Source organism: Streptomyces sp. NPDC047014 (genome assembly GCF_040644195.1).
GTDB lineage: Bacteria > Actinomycetota > Actinomycetes > Streptomycetales > Streptomycetaceae > Streptomyces.
In genome coordinates this window covers 84,814-103,512 of record NZ_JBEYVX010000001.1, presented here as the reverse complement: position 1 = coordinate 103,512, position 18,699 = coordinate 84,814, and the positions used below count along the sequence as shown (strand labels likewise).

Annotated in this window: 15 protein-coding genes; 4 read left to right on the top strand and 11 right to left on the bottom strand. The window is 73.6% G+C overall.

All coding sequences use genetic code 11. The features are described from left to right. Nucleotides 1–113: 113 nt before the first annotated feature. From ABZ873_RS00440 to ABZ873_RS00420, 5 genes are all read right to left on the bottom strand, one after another. Nucleotides 114–923, bottom strand: a complete 810-nt coding sequence (locus tag ABZ873_RS00440) for a DeoR/GlpR family DNA-binding transcription regulator (protein WP_360863365.1) — start codon at nt 921–923, stop codon at nt 114–116. Nucleotides 924–1,036: 113 nt separating this feature from the next. Further along, on the bottom strand, nt 1,037–2,071 hold the full coding sequence (locus ABZ873_RS00435; protein WP_360863363.1) for an ABC transporter permease: 1,035 nt from the start codon (nt 2,069–2,071) through the stop codon (nt 1,037–1,039). Next, entirely contained in the window at nt 2,068–3,657 is a 1,590-nt protein-coding gene (locus tag ABZ873_RS00430; RefSeq protein WP_360863361.1) for a sugar ABC transporter ATP-binding protein, read from the bottom strand. Before ABZ873_RS00430 ends, ABZ873_RS00435 begins: the two co-directional genes overlap by 4 nt. Before the next feature lie 130 nt (nt 3,658–3,787). Beyond that, nucleotides 3,788–4,840, bottom strand: coding sequence for a substrate-binding domain-containing protein (locus ABZ873_RS00425; protein ID WP_360863359.1), 1,053 nt, complete (start codon nt 4,838–4,840; stop codon nt 3,788–3,790). Nucleotides 4,841–5,271: 431 nt separating this feature from the next. Beyond that, nucleotides 5,272–6,855, bottom strand: a complete 1,584-nt coding sequence (locus tag ABZ873_RS00420; protein ID WP_360863357.1) for an RICIN domain-containing protein — start codon at nt 6,853–6,855, stop codon at nt 5,272–5,274. Between the two features lie 516 nt (nt 6,856–7,371). Here ABZ873_RS00420 and ABZ873_RS00415 point away from each other — a divergent pair. Continuing rightward, entirely contained in the window at nt 7,372–8,253 is an 882-nt protein-coding gene (locus tag ABZ873_RS00415) for a peptidoglycan-binding protein (protein WP_360863355.1), read from the top strand. Between the two features lie 25 nt (nt 8,254–8,278). On the opposite strand, the gene dgoD is transcribed toward ABZ873_RS00415, so the two are convergent. The 5 genes from dgoD to ABZ873_RS00390 all read right to left on the bottom strand — a co-directional run bounded on the left by dgoD (nt 8,279) and on the right by ABZ873_RS00390 (nt 12,769). Continuing rightward, a complete protein-coding gene (dgoD, locus tag ABZ873_RS00410) occupies nt 8,279–9,424 on the bottom strand; it encodes a galactonate dehydratase (protein WP_360863353.1) in 1,146 nt (381 codons plus the stop codon). Continuing rightward, a complete protein-coding gene (locus ABZ873_RS00405) occupies nt 9,421–10,173 on the bottom strand; it encodes an SDR family NAD(P)-dependent oxidoreductase (protein WP_360863351.1) in 753 nt (250 codons plus the stop codon). The genes dgoD and ABZ873_RS00405 overlap by 4 nt, the downstream gene beginning before the upstream one ends. Nucleotides 10,174–10,242: 69 nt before the next feature. Further along, nucleotides 10,243–11,184 carry a sugar kinase gene (locus ABZ873_RS00400; protein WP_360863349.1) on the bottom strand — a complete coding sequence of 314 codons (942 nt, stop codon included), beginning with the start codon at nt 11,182–11,184 and terminating at the stop codon, nt 10,243–10,245. Further along, nucleotides 11,181–11,810, bottom strand: a complete 630-nt coding sequence (locus ABZ873_RS00395) for a bifunctional 4-hydroxy-2-oxoglutarate aldolase/2-dehydro-3-deoxy-phosphogluconate aldolase (protein ID WP_360863347.1) — start codon at nt 11,808–11,810, stop codon at nt 11,181–11,183. The genes ABZ873_RS00400 and ABZ873_RS00395 overlap by 4 nt, the downstream gene beginning before the upstream one ends. Continuing rightward, a complete protein-coding gene (locus ABZ873_RS00390; RefSeq protein ID WP_360863345.1) occupies nt 11,807–12,769 on the bottom strand; it encodes an SMP-30/gluconolactonase/LRE family protein in 963 nt (320 codons plus the stop codon). The genes ABZ873_RS00395 and ABZ873_RS00390 overlap by 4 nt, the downstream gene beginning before the upstream one ends. A gap of 175 nt (nt 12,770–12,944) precedes the next feature. Between ABZ873_RS00390 and ABZ873_RS00385 the strand changes: the two genes are divergently transcribed. Continuing rightward, entirely contained in the window at nt 12,945–14,195 is a 1,251-nt protein-coding gene (locus ABZ873_RS00385) for an ROK family protein (protein WP_360863343.1), read from the top strand. 7 nt (nt 14,196–14,202) lie between these two features. Here ABZ873_RS00385 and ABZ873_RS00380 read toward each other — a convergent pair whose 3' ends face one another. After that, nucleotides 14,203–15,189 (bottom strand): LacI family DNA-binding transcriptional regulator, encoded by a 987-nt coding sequence (locus ABZ873_RS00380; protein ID WP_360863341.1) that lies wholly within the window; start codon nt 15,187–15,189, stop codon nt 14,203–14,205. 305 nt (nt 15,190–15,494) lie between these two features. Here ABZ873_RS00380 and ABZ873_RS00375 point away from each other — a divergent pair, with 305 nt between their 5' ends. Together ABZ873_RS00375 and ABZ873_RS00370 are read left to right on the top strand one after the other, a co-directional pair. Continuing rightward, nucleotides 15,495–17,507 (top strand): glycoside hydrolase, encoded by a 2,013-nt coding sequence (locus ABZ873_RS00375; protein ID WP_360863339.1) that lies wholly within the window; start codon nt 15,495–15,497, stop codon nt 17,505–17,507. Between the two features lie 132 nt (nt 17,508–17,639). Beyond that, nucleotides 17,640–18,656, top strand: coding sequence for a DUF4073 domain-containing protein (locus tag ABZ873_RS00370; protein ID WP_360863337.1), 1,017 nt, complete (start codon nt 17,640–17,642; stop codon nt 18,654–18,656). The last annotated feature ends 43 nt before the right edge of the window (nt 18,657–18,699 follow it).

Sequence of the window (18,699 nt, the reverse complement as noted above, 5' to 3'; positions counted from 1 at the left end):
CTGCGCACCGGAGAGCGCCGGTGAACGCATCAAGAGGCCGACGCACACAGGCCGTTCGAGGAGGTGGAGACGTGCGGCCCCGGGGCCGGAGCCGGAGCCGGAACCGCAGAGGCTCAGGCCCCCTGGGTGTCCGCCAGGATCAGCCGGCCGACGTGCTCTCCGAGGACGCCGCGCGCGTCCTCGGAGAGGCCGTCGTCGGACACGAAGTAGTCGATCTCGGACAGTCCGGCGAACCGGCTCAGCCCCACGACCCCCCACTTGCTGTGGTCGGCCACGACGGCCAGCCGCGTGGCGGCGGCGATCAGGGTGCGGTTGGTCTCCGCCTCCGCCAGGTTCGGCGTGGTCACCCCGGCGCGCTCCGAGACCCCGTGCGCGCCGACGATGAGCAGGTCCACCTGGAGGGAGCGGATGGCCTGATCGGCCAGCGGCCCGACCAGGGAGGCGGACTTGGTGGGCGCCCCGCCCGTGACCAGCACCGTCGGGCCCGCGGAGGTGCCCTCCGTACCGGAGGAGCGCAGCAGGTCCGCGACGGGCAGGGAGTTGGTCACCACGGTCAGGCCGGCGATCTCGCGCAGCCGGTGGGCGACGGCGTAGGTCGTCGTGCCGCCGGAGATCGCCACGACGCTGCCGGGCTGCACCAGTTGGGCGGCGGCCTCCGCGACCGCCGCCTTGGCAGCCGACTTGAGGGCGAACTTGGTCTCGAAGCCGGGCTCGTCGCAGGTGGTCCCGGACGTGCTCACCGCCCCGCCGTGCACCTTCTCCACCGAGCCGGCTCGGGCGAGTACGTCGAGATCGCGGCGGATGGTCATGTCGGAGACGCCGAGCTGTTCCACGAGAGCCGCCACGCGGACCGCCCCCTTGCGGCGCACGGTTTCGAGGATCACCTCTCGCCGCTGGGCCGCCAGCGGTGCCGACTCCGTCACAGTCCCACCCATTGATCTCTAGCGAATCCAGACGGAGATCAATTGTACACCGAGTCAAATAAGCGGGGGCGGGGAGGAGGAAAGGCACCCGCTTGAGGTATTCGTCCCCCCTGTCAGTGCGGCAGTCCGACGGCTCGTTCCCCGCTGCGGCGTTGCTGGATGACGACCGCCGCGACGAGCAGGGCGCCCTGGGCGACGTTCTGCCAGAAGGTGTTGATGCCCTCCACCGTCAGGCCGTTCTCCAGTGCCCCGAGCAGTGCCACCGCCAGCAGCGTGCCGCCGATGCCGCCCTTGCCGCCCTTGAGGGCGCAGCCGCCGAGCGCCGCCGCCGTGATGGCCTTGAGCTCCAGGCCCTCGCTCCCGGAGACGGGCTGCCCCGAACCGGTGCGCGCGGTCAGCAGGATTCCGGCGATGGCCGCGACGACACCGATCAGCGCGTACACGGCGACGAGGTACTTGTTGATGTTGATACCGGCCAGCCGTGCCGCGGTGTCGTTGCCGCCGATCGCGTAGATGTTCCGGCCGATGTCGGTGTATTTCAGCATCACGTGCACCGCCAGGGCCACGACCACCAGGATCCAGATCATCACCGGTATCCCGGCGATCTTCCCCCGCCCGAGGAACACGAACAGCGGATCGTTGAGTACGTAGCCCTGCGCGCGGCCGTCGGAGACCAGCTGGGCCACCCCCTTGTAGGCGGCCAGCCCGGCGAGCGTGGCGATCGTGGGATTGACCCGCCCGTAGACGATGGCGACGCCGTTGACCACGCCGACCAGGATCCCGATGCCGATCGCGGCGGCCATGCCCAGGTAGGGGTTGGAGCCGCCGGAGGTGAAGACCATGGCGCTGACCACGGAGGCCAGGCCCGCCTGGGAGCCGACGGAGATGTCGAGCCCGCCGCAGATGATCACCACCGTCTGGACGATGGCGAGCAGGCCGGTGATGGTCACCGCCTCCCCGATGACCTGGATGTTGGCGAGGCTGAGGTAGTTGTCGTTGAGGAACCCGAACAGGGCGAGGACGAGGACGAGGGCGCCGATCAGGCTGAGGTTCTGCCCGCCGAGCGAGGAGAGCAGGGCTCCCGCGCTCTTCCGCGCCGGGGCGGGGAGGGCGGTCTCGGCGGGGGCCGGGGTCTGGGTGGTGGTCATCGGACGTCTCCATCGGCGGAGTCGGTGAGCGGTCGGTCGGATACGACGGGCGCGAGGTCGTCGGCCATGGCGAGGTGGAGGACGGCCTCCTCGGTGGCTTCCGAGCGGTCGAGTTCGCCGGTGATGCGGCCGTTCTGCATCACGACGATCCGGTCGGCGAGCCCCAGTACCTCGGGGAGTTCGGAGGAGATCACCAGCAGGGCGACCCCGTCCCGGGCGAGGTCGGCGATGATCCGGTAGATCTCGGCCTTGGCGCCGATGTCGATCCCGCGCGTGGGCTCGTCCAGGATCAGGACCTTGGGCTTGCGCAGCAGCCAGCGGGCGAGCACCACCTTCTGCTGGTTGCCGCCGGACAGTTTGCGCACCTCGTGCTCGATCGACGGGGTGCGCACCCGGAGCCGGTCGGAGAAGTCCTGCGCCACCGCCTTCTCCTGGCGGCTGCGGACGAAGCGCCAGCGGCGCAGCCGGTCGAGGCTGACCAGGGAGGTGTTGTCCCGGACGGAGCGGTGCAGGAACAGCGCCTGTGCCTTGCGCTCCTCCGGGGCCAGACCGATGCTCGCGCGGATCGCGTCCCGGGGGCCGCGCAGGCGCAGGGGCGTGCCGTTCACGGACACGGTCCCCGAGCGGAGGGGCCGGTCACCGGCGAGGGCGAGGGCCAGCTCGGACCGTCCGGCGCCCATCAGCCCGGCGAGGGCGACCACTTCGCCGGCGCGGACGTGGAGGTCGATGCCCTCGACGTCGTCGGTGGTGACACCTTCCAGCCGCAGGACGACCTCCTCGCGGGTGACGTCCTGCCGTACGAAGAGGGAGGAGAGGTCGCGGCCGACCATGAGGCGGACCACCTCGCCCTCGTCGGTCTCGGCGGCCTCCAGCACCCCGGCGACCGTGCCGTCGCGCAGGACGGCGATGCGGTCGGCCAGGCGGAAGATCTCCTTCATGCGGTGGGAGACGTAGATGACGGCGATGCCCTGGTCCCGCAGCCGGTCGATGAGGCCGAAGAGGGCCTCCACCTCGTTCTCGGAGAGGGAGGAGGTGGGCTCGTCGAAGGCGATGACCCTGGCCTCGCCGGTGAGCGCGCGCAGGATCTCCACCAGCTGGCGCTGTGCCGGGGTGAGTTCGGATCCCAGCTGATCGGGGTGGATGACCTTCTCGAAGCCGAGCCGGGCCAGGTCCGCGGTGATCCGCCGGCGCAGCTCGGTCCGGTCGAGCCGGCGGCCCGTACGGCGCGGCAGCGCTCCCGCGTAGACGTTCTCCGCGACGGAGACGTGCGGGATGATCTCGGGTTCCTGCGGGATGATCCGGATCCCGGCCTTGTGGGCCTCGTGCGGGGAGGCCAGGGGCCGTGGGCGCCCGTCCCAGAGGATGCTTCCCTCGGTGGGCTGGTGGTCACCGGTGAGGATCTTGAGGAGGGTGGACTTGCCGGCGCCGTTCTCGCCCATCAGGGCGGTGACGCGGCCCCTCGGGAAGCTCAGCGTGACTCCGCTGAGCGCCTGTACGGCACCGAAGCGCTTGGTGATGTTCTCTACGGAGACCTCCGCGCCGGGATCCTGCGCGGAAGGGGGCGGCTCTGTACCTGCCGTGGTCATGGGGCCTCGCAAGCTGGAGGGGGGGTACGTGGGGCTTCGGGCCGGCGGCGGCGCCGCCCGGCGATGGCCGGCAGGGGCGGGTACGGCCGCCGCGGGGGCCGTCATACCCGCCCGTGCCGCGGGCGCGGGCTCAGCCGCAGGTGACGCCCGCGTCCTTCCAGTTGGCGGCGTCGACCATCTTCGTCGGGGCGAACGCCTCCTTCGGGAAGTCCTTGCCGTCCTTGAGCTTGTCGAACATGGTCTGGACCGCCAGGGCGCCGACGTCCTTGCCGTTGATGAAGAGCGCGGCCTTCATGCCGGAGGGCTTGCCGGAGCTCCAGTTCTTGCAGGCGAGGTAGGCGCCGAGGCCCACGCCGATCACGTTGTCGGCGCTGAATCCGGCGTTCTCCAGGGCGGTGACACCGCCCTGCACGTTCTCGTCGTTGCAGCCCCAGACGACCCAGTGCTTCACGGAGGCGTTGGCGGTGACCGTCGCCGCGATCTTGTCCTGCGCGCCCGTCGGGGAGTTGTCGGTCGGCACGTCGATGTTCTGTACGGGGGCGCCCGCGCCCTCCGTGAACGCCTTCTTCGCGGCGTCCACGCGGTCGGTGCAGACGGTGACGTCCTGCTTCCAGGCCGAAATGGTCCGCGTCTCGGCCGGGTTCCAGCCCGCCTTCTTGAACTCCTCGGCGGCCCGCTTGCCCACCTCGCCACCCATCTGCCGGCCACTGAACCCGATGCGGGGCACCAGGTCGTCGGCGCCGCAGGCGGCGGGGTCGGGGCCGGTGCCGCAGATCTGGTCGTCGGAGGTCAGCAGCGCCACCTTGCCGCTCTTCGCCAGCTGCACGACCTGGGGGCCCACGGCCGGGTCCGGGACGACCACGATCAGTCCGTTGCTCTTCTGCGAGATGGCCGCCTGCGCCTCGCTGACGGTCTTGTTCGCGTCGTTGCCCAGGTTCACCACCTTGAGGTCGACGCCGAGCTCGGCCGCCTTCGCCCTGGCACCGGCCGCCTCCCCGATGAAGTACTCCTGGTCGCCCTGCTTCTGCAGATAGGTCAGGGAGATCTTCCCGTCGACCTTCCCCACATCCGCGGCCCCGCCGGTCGTCTCCTGGCCGCTGGAGCAGGAGCTGAGGACGAGCGTCGTGGCGAGGGCCAGGGCCCCGACGGCCACCGGACGGCGGTGCTGGTGGTGAATGAGCATGTCGATCCCTTTGCTTGGACGGGTCGCGAGCGGCGACCGATGGGGCACGTGCGATGCGGGGTGCGGGGCCGGCCGTCCTCGTGGGCGCCGCCCGGGCCGCGGGCCGGAGGACTGCTGTCGAGGGAGGGGTGCCGGACCCAGGACCTCGGCCGGCCAGCCCTGTCGAGGCGCCCCCTTCACCAGGGAAATCCGCCACAGTCGGCCGCGTTCAAACTTGATGCAACAGAGAAAAGCGCCATTTCCTTCACAAGTCAACAGCGTGAAGCGTGGGTTTCGGATTGATGCGCCCCCGTGACCTCTCGCAGCACGCCGGATCCCCCAAAGCCCTTGCTACGTCTGCGATTGGCCTGGCCTGAACCTGCCCGCGCCGCAGGCCCGGGGCGCGGGAGGCTGCCGCTCCGCCCCGGGCCGGGCATGTTGGAATCTGTTGACTATCGGGTGGTGGTTGTCGCTCCAGCGGGCTCGGTCCACTGCTGCTCGGCCGCCGGACCGGTGCGGCCGAAGGTGAGCGCGGCCCCCGGTACGCCGCCGGACGCGGTCACGGCGTACCCCGGGGCCATGCGCGGCTTGATGCGCCCTGTCGCGTCCATGGAGAACACGAGATTGTCCCCGTCGCTCCTGCCGTGGGACGAGCAGGTCCAGATGCCCACGCCCCGGTGGGCCGCGCCCCGCGAATCCAGGCAGAAGCGCGGGTCCGCGGCGTTGCGGAGCAGCCCCTTCTTGTCGAGGCGCCACTGCTGGACCGCGTCGCCGGGGCGGCAGCGCGCGGTGACGACATCGGTCCCGCTGGCGAAGGCTCCTCCGCGGACGTCCAGGCACAGCCCGGAGGCGGAGTTGACGGCCGGGACGAAGGTGGCCGCCCGGAAGGGGCGGACGGCCTCGGGGGTGGCCGTGGCCTCCGCCGTGGGGCCGGATGTGGGGTCCTGGCTGGGCGAGGGGCCCGTGGCGGTCGGCGAAGCGCTCGGTGAGGGCCGGGCCGAGCCCGATACGGAGGGCCGCGCGCCGCTCCTGGTGGGTGAGGGCGAGCCCGCGCCCTCCCCCACCTCCACGCGCAGGACCGGTGCGTCGGCCTGCACCGCGCGCGGCGGCCGGGGGTCGCCCTCCGGCCGGAGGGCGAACGCGACCGTCGTCCCCGCGGCCACGATCACCGCCGCGCCGAGGACCACGCGCCCCGCCGGCCGCCGGACGAAGGCGGTCCGCCGCCGGCCCGTGCCTGCCGCCTGCGGCGGCGGGGCGAGCGGCGGTACGACCGGCAGCGGCAGGGTGTCCTCGCCGTCCGCCCCGGTACGGACCCTCTCCTCGGCGTACCGGCGCCCCGGCTCGCCCAGCAGCGCCCCGGCCAGCAGGGGGCCGGGGGCCTCGCCGAGGGCGACCAGGCCGCGCAGGGCGGACGCGCAGCCGGGGCAGCCGCCGAGGTGCTGGGCCAGACCGGGGTTGCCGCGTACGTCGGCCCGCGCGGCCGCCGCGTCGAGCATGCGCGCGTAGCGGGGGCAGTGCGGTGCGGACGGCGCCCGCAGGTGCGCCCGCAGGAAGGCGTCCCGGCAGGCGGAGAGCGCCCGCCGGGTCAGGTCGGGTACGGCCTCGGGCCGGTCCCCGGTGATCGCGGCGACGCGGTCGTCCGGCTCCCGCTCGACCACGGCGTGCCAGAGGAGGGCCTGCGTACGGAAGGGCAGGGAGGTGAACCCCTGCCGCACGACGGGCCGGAGGGCCGGATCGGACGCCTGGTCGGCTCCGGAACCGGCCGCGGAGTCGGGCTCGGTCTCGGGGGCGGAGGGCAGCAGCATCAGCAGTGACAGGCGAGGCGGCCGTTCCGCGTCGTCGGCCCCGGTGGCCCGCAGACGGAGGAACCGCTGCGTCGCGTGGTCCGCGGCCTGCGGGGCGAGCGCGGGGTCGCCCCCGGCCGTCCGGGCGAAGGCCATGACCCGCGGGCCGTGGCGGCGCAGCAGTTCGGCCTCGGCCGCGGGGGCGGCCGGGGCCCCGGCGCGGAGGGCGGCGCACAGGTCCTGGTCGGTCATGCGACTCTCAGCGGGCAATTCATTCGTCGACACGTGAGACATCCTGAGTACGGAGTGGAAGTCGCCCCATTGTTCAGGACATGACACCCCCGCCGACAGTTTTCCGAGAGGAATTCCGCCAACTCCTCCCAGGGAAAGGAAAGTCCGGCGGCATGCCGAGGAAGCCCCTGACGAGGCACCTGCGCGACGAACAGAATCAGACACGCACGCAAGGAAGTCAACACACCGCCCCCGCCCCACCGAGCGGCACCGACCCACCGGTACGCCCGGATCCGCACGGCAGGCGGTCTTCTTCCGCGCCCCACCACCCCCCGGCTTGCCGATCGTTATCAAACAGAACCCAACTGGGCTGGCTCTCAGGCTTGTTGCACAGTAGGTTCACCGTTCATTCCCTGCTTTCCTCATTCCCTCAGGGCATCAGCCTGCCGTCGGCTGTTCCGGACCATTCCCAAGTCGCGGGCCTCACAGCAGCGAAGGCCCTTTTCCGCATTTCCCGGAACACTCGACTGGAGTTCGGTGAGCACCCCTTTCTGCGCACGATGCGGAAATCCCGCGCGCTGTGCCTGCGCCCCCTCGCAGTTCGACCAGGAATGGATCCGCCCCTACGTCGTCCTGCCCGCACCGGCGGCAAGCCCCGAACCCGGCACCCCCGCCCCGCCGATGGCCCGGTACATGTCCCAGCCCGGGCCCCACGGCCCCGCGCCCGAGGCCCACGCGTTCCCCGCCACCGTCGTACTGTCCCCGGCGGGCGGCCACCGGGCGCGCAAGCCCCGCAGGCGGCACCGCCCGCTCCGCCTCACCGCCGCCCTGGCCACCCTGATCGGCTCCGCCACCCTCGCGGGCGCGTACGCGCTCTCCCGTGACCAGGACACCCGGAACACGGCCTCCCCGCCCCCGGCGAGCCGGCTCGACGTCACCGACGCGGAGGAACCGGCCGCCGAGCCCCCGGCGCAGAGCCCGCCCGGTACCGGCGGCCCCACCGAGGCGCGGCCGAGCGCGCCTTCGGCCACCCGTACCGGTCCGACGGGCCGGCGCTCCCCCGTACCGTCGGCCCCTGCCCCGGCCGCGCCCGGGGTCCCGGCGGTCACCTCCGGGCCGCCGAGCGCTCCGGCGCAGGAACGTCCTGGCGCGGCTCCCTCCCCCGGCACCTCCCCCGGCACCCCCTCGGCCACGCCCGCCGCGCCGACGCTGCGCCGGCACGACAGCGGGCCGGAGGTCGCGGAGTTGCAGCGGCGTCTCGCCCAGCTCGGGGCGTGGAGCCTGCCCCAGCGGGGCCGGTACGACCGGCATGTGCAGGAGGCGGTCGCGCGCTTCCAGGCGGGGCACGGTGTGCGCGGTGATCTGCCCGGGGTCTACGGGCCGGCCACGCGCAAGGTGCTCCAGTCGCTGACGTCCTGACGGCGCGTGCCCCGGCCGCCGCCCCTCACCATTCGGCGAGGGAGCCGTCCGTCCGCCGCCATACCGGGTTGCGCCAGCGGTGGCCCGCCTCGGCGGCGCGTTCGACGGCCTTCTCGTCCACCTCGATGCCCAGCCCGGGCGCCGTGAGCAGCCCGACGTGGCCGTCCTCGTAGCGGAAGACGGAGCGGTCGGTGAGGTAGTCCAGCAGGTCCGATCCGGCGTTGTAGTGGATGCCCAGACTCTGTTCCTGGATCAGCAGGTTGGGCGTGGCGAAGCCGACCTGGAGGCAGGCGGCCAGGGCGATCGGGCCGAGCGGGCAGTGCGGTGCCAGGGAGACGTCGTGGGCCTCCGCCATCGCCGCGATCCGCCGTACCTCGGAGATCCCGCCCGCGTGCGACAGGTCGGGCTGGGCCACGGCGATGCCCTGTTGGAGCACCGGTTTGAAGTCCCAGCGGGAGTAGAGCCGTTCGCCGGTGGCGATGGGGATGCTGGTGGAGCGCACCACCTCACCGATGTGCGCGCTCATCTCCGGCACCACCGGTTCCTCGACGAAGTACGGCAGCGAGGGCTCCAGCAGGGGCAGGACCCGGCGCGCCATGGGCAGGGTGAGGCGGCCGTGGAAGTCCACGGCGATGTCGAAGGCGTCCCCGACCTCCGCGCGGACGCTCTCCACCCGTTCGACGATCTCCCGGACCGCCCGGGGGGTGTCGATGAGTTCCAGTTGCGGCGAGGCGTTCATCTTGATGGCGGTGAAGCCCTCCGCCTTGCGCGCCGCAGCCTGCCGGGCGACATCGGAGGGGCGGTCGCCGCCGATCCAGCTGTACACGCGCGCCCGGTCCCGGACCCTGCCGCCGAGCAGCTGCCACACCGGCACGCCCAGCGCCTTGCCGGCGATGTCCCACAGGGCCTGGTCGATGCCCGCGACCGCGCTCGACAGGACGGGGCCGCCCCGGTAGAAGCCGCCCTTGGTGAGGACCTGCCAGTGGTCCTCGATGCGCAGCGGGTCCTGCCCGACGAGGTAGTCGGACAGTTCCCCGACGGCGGCGGCAACGGTGTGCGCGCGGCCCTCGACGACCGGTTCGCCCCAGCCCGTGATCCCCTCGTCGGTGTCGACGCGCAGGAAGCACCAGCGGGGGGCGACCAGATAGGTCCGCAGGGAGGTGATCTTCACTTGGACTCCTTCTTCACGGTCCAGCCGCCGTCCACGGTCAGGTTCGTGCCGGTGATGTACGAGGCGTCGTCGGAGGCCAGGAAGGCGACGGCGGCCGCCACCTCCTCGGGGCGGCCCAGCCTGCCGAGGGCGGTGGCGCGGGCGGAGAGCCGACGGCCCTCCTCGTCCACGTCCTGCCAGTTCTCGGTGAGGATGGGGCCGGGCAGCACGGAGTTGAAGCGCACGTCCGGCCCGTACTCGACGGCGAGCTGGCGGACGAGCGCGCACAGGCCGCCCTTGGCGGCGGCGTAGGCCGGATAGCCGGGCAGTCCGCGCAGCGCGTGCACGCTGGAGGTGGCGACGAAGGAGCCGCGGGTCTCGCGCAGGTCGTCGAGGAAGGTGCGGACCGCCAGATAGGGCGCCTTGAGGTTGACGGCGAGGTCGCGGTCCCAGTCCCCGCCGGGCAGTTCGTGGGCGGGGGCGTGCGTGTGGGTGAAGGCGTTGCTGTGCACGAGGGACACCGGCCCGAAGAGCAGATGGGCCCGGACCTTGAGGCTCCACCAGTCCTGTTCGGAGCCGACGTCGCAGGGCACGAACTCGGCGCGCCCGCCGTCCTCGCGGATCCTGCGGGCGAGGGCGGTGCCGCCCTGGGGGTCGATGTCGGCGAGGACGACGGCGGCGCCTTCGGCGGCCAGGCGTACGGCGCTCGCCGCGCCGATGCCGGAGGAGGCGCCGGTGACGACGGCCGTCCGCCCTGTGAATCGGTTCATGGCTGGTCTTTCGTGTGGTGGCGTGGGGGTACGGGAGGGGGCGGCGGGGTGGGCGCCCCGGCGCCCCGGTCAGCGCAGGACGTCCTCGCCCTGGAGGAGGCCGAGTTCGGCGCGCCGGGGCAGTCCCTCCCAGTCGCCGGGCGAGGCCACGGCGAAGGCCCCGCAGGTCGCGGCGAGCAGCAGCCGCCCGGGGAGGTGCGCCCCGTCGAGGTGTCCGGCGAGGTATCCGGCGACGAAGGCGTCGCCGGCGCCGATCGGGTTCACCGGGGTGACGGGCACGATGCCCTGTACGGCTTCGGTGTCGTGCGTGGCGGCGACGGCTCCGCGCGCCCCGAGTTTCAGGACGGCCTCGCGCGGCCCCCGGGCGAGCAGGGCGCGGGCCATGGCGGCGGGTTCGTCCTCGGGGACGATCAGGGTGGCCTCGTCGGCGCCGGCGAAGACGATGTCCGCGCGGGCGACGAGGTCGGTCAGTTCGGCGGCGGCCTCCTGCCGGCTCCACAGCCGGGCGCGGTGGTTGAGGTCGAGGCTGACGGTGATGCCGGCGGCGCGCGCGAGGTCCACGGCGTGCCGGACGGCCGCGCGCGGTCCGGCGCCGAGGGCCGGGGTGATCCCGGTGATGTGCAGGACGCTTGCGGCGGCCACGAGTTGGGCGTCGATGTCCTCCGGTACGAGGCGTGCGCCGGCCAGTCCGTGGCGGTAGTAGGTGACGTGGGTGTGGTCCGGTGTGCGGCGTTCGCGCAGCATGAGCCCGGTCGGGGCGGTGTCGTCGACGCGGGCGCGGCTGACGTCGACGGACTCGCCGCGCAGTCCGGCGAGGATCGCCGTTCCCGCGCTGTCGGCGCCGACCCGTCCGGTCCAGGACGCCGTATGGCCGAGGCGGCTGACGCCGATGGCGACGGTGGCCTCCGCGCCGGCGAAACCCATGCGGAGGAAGGTGCCGGAGTCGAGCCGTCCGGGCCGGTCGGCGGCCAGTACGGCCATGGTCTCCCCGAGGGTGACGAGCGCGCTCATCGGCGGATGCCGTCCAGCAGGGTGGCGCAGCGTTCCCGGAGGGCGTCCAGGTCGCCGCCCTCGCAGGCGTCCCCGATGAGCGGGCCGCCCATGCCGAGGGCGCTCGCGCCGGCGGCGAACCAGGCGGGGGCCCGGTGGAGGCCGATGCCTCCGGTGGGTACGAGGGGGACGTGCGGCAGGGGCGCGCGGACGGCCCGCAGGTACTCCGGGCCGCCGGTGGCGGCGGGGAAGAGCTTGACCATGGTCGCCCCTTCGTGCCAGGCGGCCACGATCTCGCTCGGGGTGAAGGCTCCGGGGATCACCGGGACGCCGAGGCGGCGGGCCTCCCGGATGACGTCCAGGCAGGTGGCCGGGGTGATCAGGTAGGTCGCGCCCGCCTCCACGGCCCGCATCGCGTCGGAAGGGGTCAGGACGGTGCCCGCGCCGAGGGCGGTCCCGGCCGGTTTCGTCCCGGCGTACTCGCGCAGCGCGTGCAGGACTCCCGGGGTGGTGAGGGTGAACTCCATGGCCCGGACGCCCGAGGCGTGGAGGGTGTCGGCGGTGGCGGCGAAGTGCCGGGGTGATCCGGAGCGCAGGATGGCTATCACGGGGGCGACGGCGAGGGCGCGTGCCAGGTCGGTCGTCATACGGAACCTCGGGCTCGATGCGGGCTGGTGGGGTACGGGGAGGCCGGCGCCGGGCCGTCCGCGAACGGCGGGACCGGCAGGCCCCGGACCCCCGGCCGGCAGACGAACAGCCGCCCGGCGTCCGGTTCGGCCGCGAGCTGCCGGGCCGTCAGCCCGTCGGCCGCGGTGGTGATGACCAGGAGGTCGAGCTCCGGTCCGGCGAAGGCGCAGTTGGACACCTGGGAGGCGGGGACCGTCACGACGGTGTGGAGCGTGCCGTCGGGGGTGTAGGCGCGGACCTGCCCGGCGCCCCAGACGGCGACCCAGACGCGGCCCCCGGTGTCGACGGCGAGGCCGTCCGGCACGCCGGCGGGCCCGGTGTCGGCGAAGGCGCGGCGGCGGGAGAGGGCCCCGGTCGCGGGGTCGTGGTCGAAGACGTCGACGCGGCGGGTCGGGCTGTCCGCGTAGTACAGCAGCCGTCCGTCGGGGCTCCATCCGAGGCCGTTGGAGATGGTGACGGGGCTCAGCAGTGTCGTCACCGCGCCGTCGGGGTCGAGCCGGTACAGGGCGCCCGCGCCCGGAGTCGCGTCGTGGGCCATGGTCCCGGCCAGCAGCCGGCCGCGCGGGTCGCACTTGGCGTCGTTCATCCGCCGGGGGATCCCGTCGTCGGGCAGGGCGGGGGCCGCGTACTGCGTGACCACTCCGGTGTCGTCGATCCGTACGAAGGCGGTCCCGGCTGCGGCGAGCAGCCCGCCGGAGGCGCAGGGCGCGACGGCTCCCACGGGCCGGTCGAGCGCGACGGTGGCCGTGAGGCGCAGGTCCGGCAGACCGCTGTCGTCGTCGCGGGCCACCAGCTCGCCCCGGTGGACGAGGCCCGCGCTGATGTCCACCCACAGCAGGTCCCCGTCGGCGGCGTGCCAGACGGGGCCTTCGGTCAGGCGGCCCGGCCGGGGCGCGCAGGGCAGTGCGGTCAGGTGCATGGGGTCGCTCCTTTCTGGGCGGGCCTCTGTTGGCGGGCCTCTGTTGGCGGGCCTCTGTTGGCGAGCGAAACTCTAAGAGTTCTTCTAACCCCTGTAAATACCCATCCTCCAACGCATGGAATAAGCTCGGCCCGCACAGGACGGCCCGTACGAGCAGGGGAAGGGGACGTACGCCGTGGCGCGACGCACCGCCCAGGACATCCGCAGGCGCAACCGGTTCGACGCCCTGCGCCGCGTCTTCGCCGCCCCCGGCCCGGTCAGCCGGCAGGAGATCGCCGCGGCGACCGGGCTGTCCTTCGCGACCGCCGCCAACCTGGTGGCGGAGCTGCTGGAGGCGGGAGTGCTGCGCGAGGCCGGCCGGGAGGACTCCCGGGGCGGACGCCCGAGGGCCCGCCTCGCGGTCGATCCCGGACGCGGGGCGCTGGTCGGGATCGACGTGGCGGAGACCTCCGTGCAGGTCGTGCTGTTCGACCTGGCGCTGACCGAGCTGAGCAGCGTACGACTGCCGCTCCCGGCGGCCGACGTGCGGCCGGAGCACGTGGTCGACACCATCGCGGCCGGGGTGGAGGGCTTGCTGGGCGCGGAGGGAGCGCCGCCGCGCGTCCTCGGGGCGGGTGTCAGCGTGCCCGGTCTCGTCGAGCGCGAGGGCGGGGTGTCCGTCTTCTCGCCCTACTGGTCGTGGCGCGACGTACCGCTGCGCTCACTGCTCGCCGCACGCCTCGCGATGCCGCTGTACCTGGACAACACGCTCAAGGCCGGCACCGTCGCCGAGATGTGGTTCGGCGCGGGACGGGACGTCGACGACCTCGTCGTCCTCACCCTGCGGGCCGGTGTCGGGGTGGGCATCGCGATCGACGGGGCGCTCTACCGGGGCGCCGGCAACAGCGCCGGGGAGTGGGGGCACACCTGCCTGGTACGCGGCGGCCGGGAGTGCCGGTGCGGGCGGCGCGGGTGCGTGGAGGCGTACGTCAGCTCGCGCGGCGTGGCCGCCACCCTGCGCGCGCTGGATCCCGCGAGCCCGCTCCTGGAGGCCGACGAGGACACCGTCGTCACCCGGGTCGCGGAGGCGGCCGAAGCGGGCGACGCCACGGCCGCCGAGACCGTGGCCCGGACGGCGGCCTACCTGGGCGAGGCCGCGGCCGATCTCCTCAACCTGTTCAACCCGCAGGCCCTGGTGCTGGGCGGCTGGGTGGCCGACCGGCTCGGCGAGCCGCTGCTCCGGCAGACCCGCGAGGTCGTCGCGGAGCACGCGCTCCCGGCCACGCTCCAGGCGGCCGCCTTCCAGCGGAGCACCGTACGGGGCAACGCGGTCGCCCTCGGAGCCGCCACCTTCGCCCTCGAAGGCTTCCTCGACGACCGCGAGACCTTCGGCACCGTGGCCGAGGGGCGCCGGGCCGCCCGCGCGGCGAAGACCCGGACCGTATGAGGCGGTCTCAGCCGGCCGGGGGCGGCGCGGTGCTCTCGCGCACCACGAGGACGGGCGCCACCGACGCCTGACGCGGGCCGCCCGCCCCGCCGCCGATCTCCTCCAGGAGCAGCGTCACGCAGTGGCGGCCCACGGCGTCGAAGTCCTGGCGCACCGTGGTGAGGGGGGCGGGGAAGTAGGCCGCCTCGGGGATGTCGTCGAATCCGGTGACGCTCACGTCCTGCGGCACGCGCCGCCCCGCCTCGCTCAGCGCCCGCATGACGCCGAGCGCCATCTGGTCGTTGGCCGCGAAGACCGCGGTGACCTCGGGCCGCCCGGCCAGTTCCCGGCCCGCGCGGTAGCCGGAGGCCGCGGACCAGTCCCCGTAGAGCAGCGGCGGGGCGGCGGCGCCCGCGTCGCGGAGGGTGCGGTGCCATGCCTCGGCCCGGCGGCGGGCCGCGTAGGAGTCGCGGGGGCCCGCGAGGTGCCAGACCGTGCGGTGGCCGAGACCCAGCAGGTGCGTCACGGCCTCGCGGGTGCCCTCGGCCTGGTCGATGTCGACATTCGCGTACCGGTGGCCGGTGTCCCCGTCCGCGAAGACCACGGGGACGCCGGAGGGCAGGCGCAGCTCGGGGGTGTCCAGGATCTGCGACTCGATGAGGATGATGCCGTCCACCGACTGCACCATGAGGTGCTGGAACGCCTGGCGCACGGCGGCCCCGGTCTGGGCCCGGGCGCCCATGAAGTTCACCAGCAGATCGGCCTCGCGGGCGGCGTCGGAGATGGCGGCGAAGGTCCGGGCGTTGCCGTAGGCGCTGATGTCGAAGCTGATGACGCCGAGGGTGCCGAAGCGTCCGGTGACGAGTGCCCGCGCGGCCGAATTGGGCCGGTAGCCGAGCATCTCCATCGCGGCGAGGACCCGCTCGCGGGTGGACGCGTCCACGTTCTCGCGGTTGTTGGCGACGCGGGAGACCGTCTGCGAGGAGACCCCCGCCATCGCGGCGACGTCGGCCATCGAGGGCGACTGGCGCAGCGGACGGGAGCGCGGTGTTCTTGCTCCGGCTTCGCGCGGCATGTGAACCGGGCCTCCCGACATCTTCCGAGGCGACTGCGTGGTGCGTTCCGTACGGATGGTAGCGCTGCCGTGGCGCGCCGCTCCGGGGGGACCGCTCGCAGGAGGCCCTGCCGTATCCCTTGACACCCTCGGGCGCCGCTTCGACACTCACCCCACCCTCCGCTTGTTAGCGCAAACATGAGCCAGGCCCGGCCCCGCCCTCGGAGGCCCACCCGCATCCGCCCTCTCCCCGTCAGGAGAACCCCGTGTTCCGGACCAGCAGCCCGCCCGGCCCCGCCGCCCGCCGGCGCGGACGTACCGCGCTCAGGGGCCTCCTCGCGGCCCTCGCCGTACTCCTCGTCGGCGCGGCCTCCTTACCCCCGGCACGCTCGGCACGCTCGGCCGAGGCGGCGGTCGCCATCCGCCTCGACCCCGGCTACCAGCAGGCACCGTTCGAGGGGTGGGGCACCGCCCTCGCCTGGTTCGCCCAGGTGACCGGCGGCTGGCCCGAGGCGCAGCGCGACCGCCTCGCCGACGCCCTGTACGGCTCCGACGGCCTCGGCTTCACCGTCGCCCGCTACAACATCGGCGGCGGTGACAGCCCGGAGACCGCGCCCTACATGCGGGCCGGGGCCGCCGTACCGGGCCACTGGAAGCGGCCCGGCCCCGAGGCCCCGGACTGGTGGGACCCGACCGACCCCGCCCACTGGGACCCCTACGCCGATGCCCATCAGCGCTGGTGGCTGCGCGCCGCCAGGGCGCGGGGCGCCGACACCTTCGAGGCGTTCTCGAACTCCCCGCCCTACTTCATGACCCGCAGCGGACTCGTCTCCGGCGCGGCCGACCCCTGGCAGGACAATCTCCGGCCCGGCCAGTACGAGCGTTTCGCCGCCTACCTCGTCGGCGCCCTGCGGCGCGTGCAGCACAGCACGGGGATCACCTTCGGCTCCCTCTCCCCCGTCAACGAGCCCGGTACGGGCTACTGGCGCGCGGGCGGCGGCCAGGAGGGCTCGCACTGGTCTCCCTCCTCCCAGGCCGCGATGATCAAAGCGCTGCGCGCGGAGCTGGACCGCGAGGGCCTGGACACCCGGATCGCCGCGATGGACGAGACGGACCCGCACCTGTTCCGCGCCCACTGGGACAGCTACGACGGCGCGACCCGCGCCGCCCTCGGCCGGCTCAGTACGCACACCTACGGGACCGGCGGCCGGACCGGCGTCCGGGACATCGCCAAGGGGACGCGTACACCGCTGTGGATGTCGGAGGTGGACCTCGGCGGCTCCGTCCCGCAGAGCTTCACCGACATGCGCCCGGCCCTCGACCTCGCCGACCGCATCACCGACGACCTCACCCAGCTCGAACCGCGCGCCTGGGTGATGTGGCAGGCCGTGGAGGACTACGAGAACATGACCCCGGCCCATGAGAACTCCAACTGGGGTCTGATCCAGGCCGACTTCACCCCGGCCGACGCCGCGACGGAGCCGCTGCGCCGGAACAAGAAGTACTGGACGATGGCCCAGTACAGCCGATTCGTCCGGCCGGGCTCCCGCGTCATCACCACCGACGACGGCGACACCCTGGCCGCCCTGCGGCCGGGCGGACAGGGGGCGGTAGTGGTGCACACCAACTCCACCGGGGCGTACCGCACGGTCGAGCTGGACCTCTCCGCCTTCCGGTCCCTCTCCCCCGCGCCCGTGCGGCGCTACACCACGGACGCGACCCGCAATCTCCAGCGCGGGGCGGACGTACCGGTGTCCGGGCGGCAGGTGACCGTCACCCTGGCTCCCCGCTCGGTCACGACGCTGGTGATCCCGGGCGCGTCCGGTGTCGACGCCGGGAAGGTGGCGCCCGCGCCGGTGCCCCGGCTCCTCGTCAGCGACCACAGCGGTCTGGCCCTGACCGCGACCGCCACTACCGGGTACGGGGACCCGCTCGTCCAGCGCCCGGCCCACGCGGCCGATCCCGCCCAGCAGTGGACTCTCACCAGGTCCACGCCCGGGGACTGGAGCAGCACGGCCTCCTACCGGGTGACGAACGCCGGCAGCGGCCAGGTGCTCGGCGTGGCCGACGGCCGGCTCGCCCTGCTCCCGCCGGGGCCCACGGCGGCGCGGCAGTGGATGCTGTCGACCTCCGGGGACGGGCACCACACCCTGGTCCACGCCGAGACCGGCATGCTCCTCGACGTCACCGGCGCCTCCACCACGGACGGCGCCGGGGTCGGGGTCCACCGCCCCAACACGGGCCGCAACCAGTCCTGGAGGCTCGCCGCGCCCTCGTAAGGGCCTCACACGGGCAGGGGGAGGGTGTTGCCCGGCATTCATCCGCGGGCCGCATTGATTGCGTAATCATGACGGGCCCCTCCCCGGGCCGCCCGACCGGGCGGCCCGTCTCCGGCGGAAGGACCCCACCCCATGCATCGCAGGTCTCTGCTCACCGCGGCGGCGGGCGCCGCCGCCCTCGGCGCCGCGAGCCGGTCACCGGCTCGGGCGCAGCCGCTCGGGCCCGCACCCGCCCGGCCCGTCAGTACGTTCAACGTCATCAGCGACATCCAGGGCGACCTGGGGGACTTCGCGGTCGCCCTGCGCGACATCCGGGCCACCGCGCCGCACGGCGCGGGGCTCGCGGTGGCCGGCGACATCACCCCGCGCGGCTACGATTTCGAGTACGCGGCGGTGCGGGAGGTCCTGGACCGGGGCCCGCGGCCGCGCGAGATCGCGTGGGCCATCGGGAACCACGAGTTCTACGTGCCCAAGTACGCGGATCCGCAGACGCTTTCGCTGTCCACCTGGCCCAACGGCACCACGGAGGACTCGCTGTTCCGGAGCTTCCACCGGTTCGCGGGGCGCGGCACGGTCTACGCGGAGACGACCTTCGACGGCATCCCCGTGCTCTCCCTCGGCACCGAGCGGTACATGCACTACCACGACGCCCGGCTGTGGGACGAAGTGTGGCTGAGCGAGGCACAGTTGCGCTGGCTGGACGAGCGTCTGCGCCACTGGGCGAGGTGCCGCAGGCCGGTCATGGTGATCACCCACCACCCCCTGCCCGACACCGTCTCCGGCTCGCGGAACACGCTCTACCTGAACGACTACCTCCAGGCGGACGCCCTGCTCGGCCTGCTGGGGCGCCACCGCGACGTGTTCCTGTTCAGCGGGCACACGCACTGGAACCTGGCACTGTCCGACTGGTATGTGCGCCGGGTCGTACCCGGCACGGCGAACCTGGACGGCTTCTCGGCGGTCAACACCGGGGCCGTGCAGACGGGTTTCACCGACAACGGCCACGGGGGCGAGAGCCCGGTGCCGGGCACCTTCAACCAGGGGCTCCAGGTGGAGGTGTACCGCGACCGCGTGGTCATCAGGGCCCGCGATTTCGCGGCCGGGACATGGCTCAAGCAGGTCTCCGTCCCGCTCGCGACCACCCTCTGACCGGAAGCCCGTAAGTCCCCATGGTTTACCAGCTGTTGACATT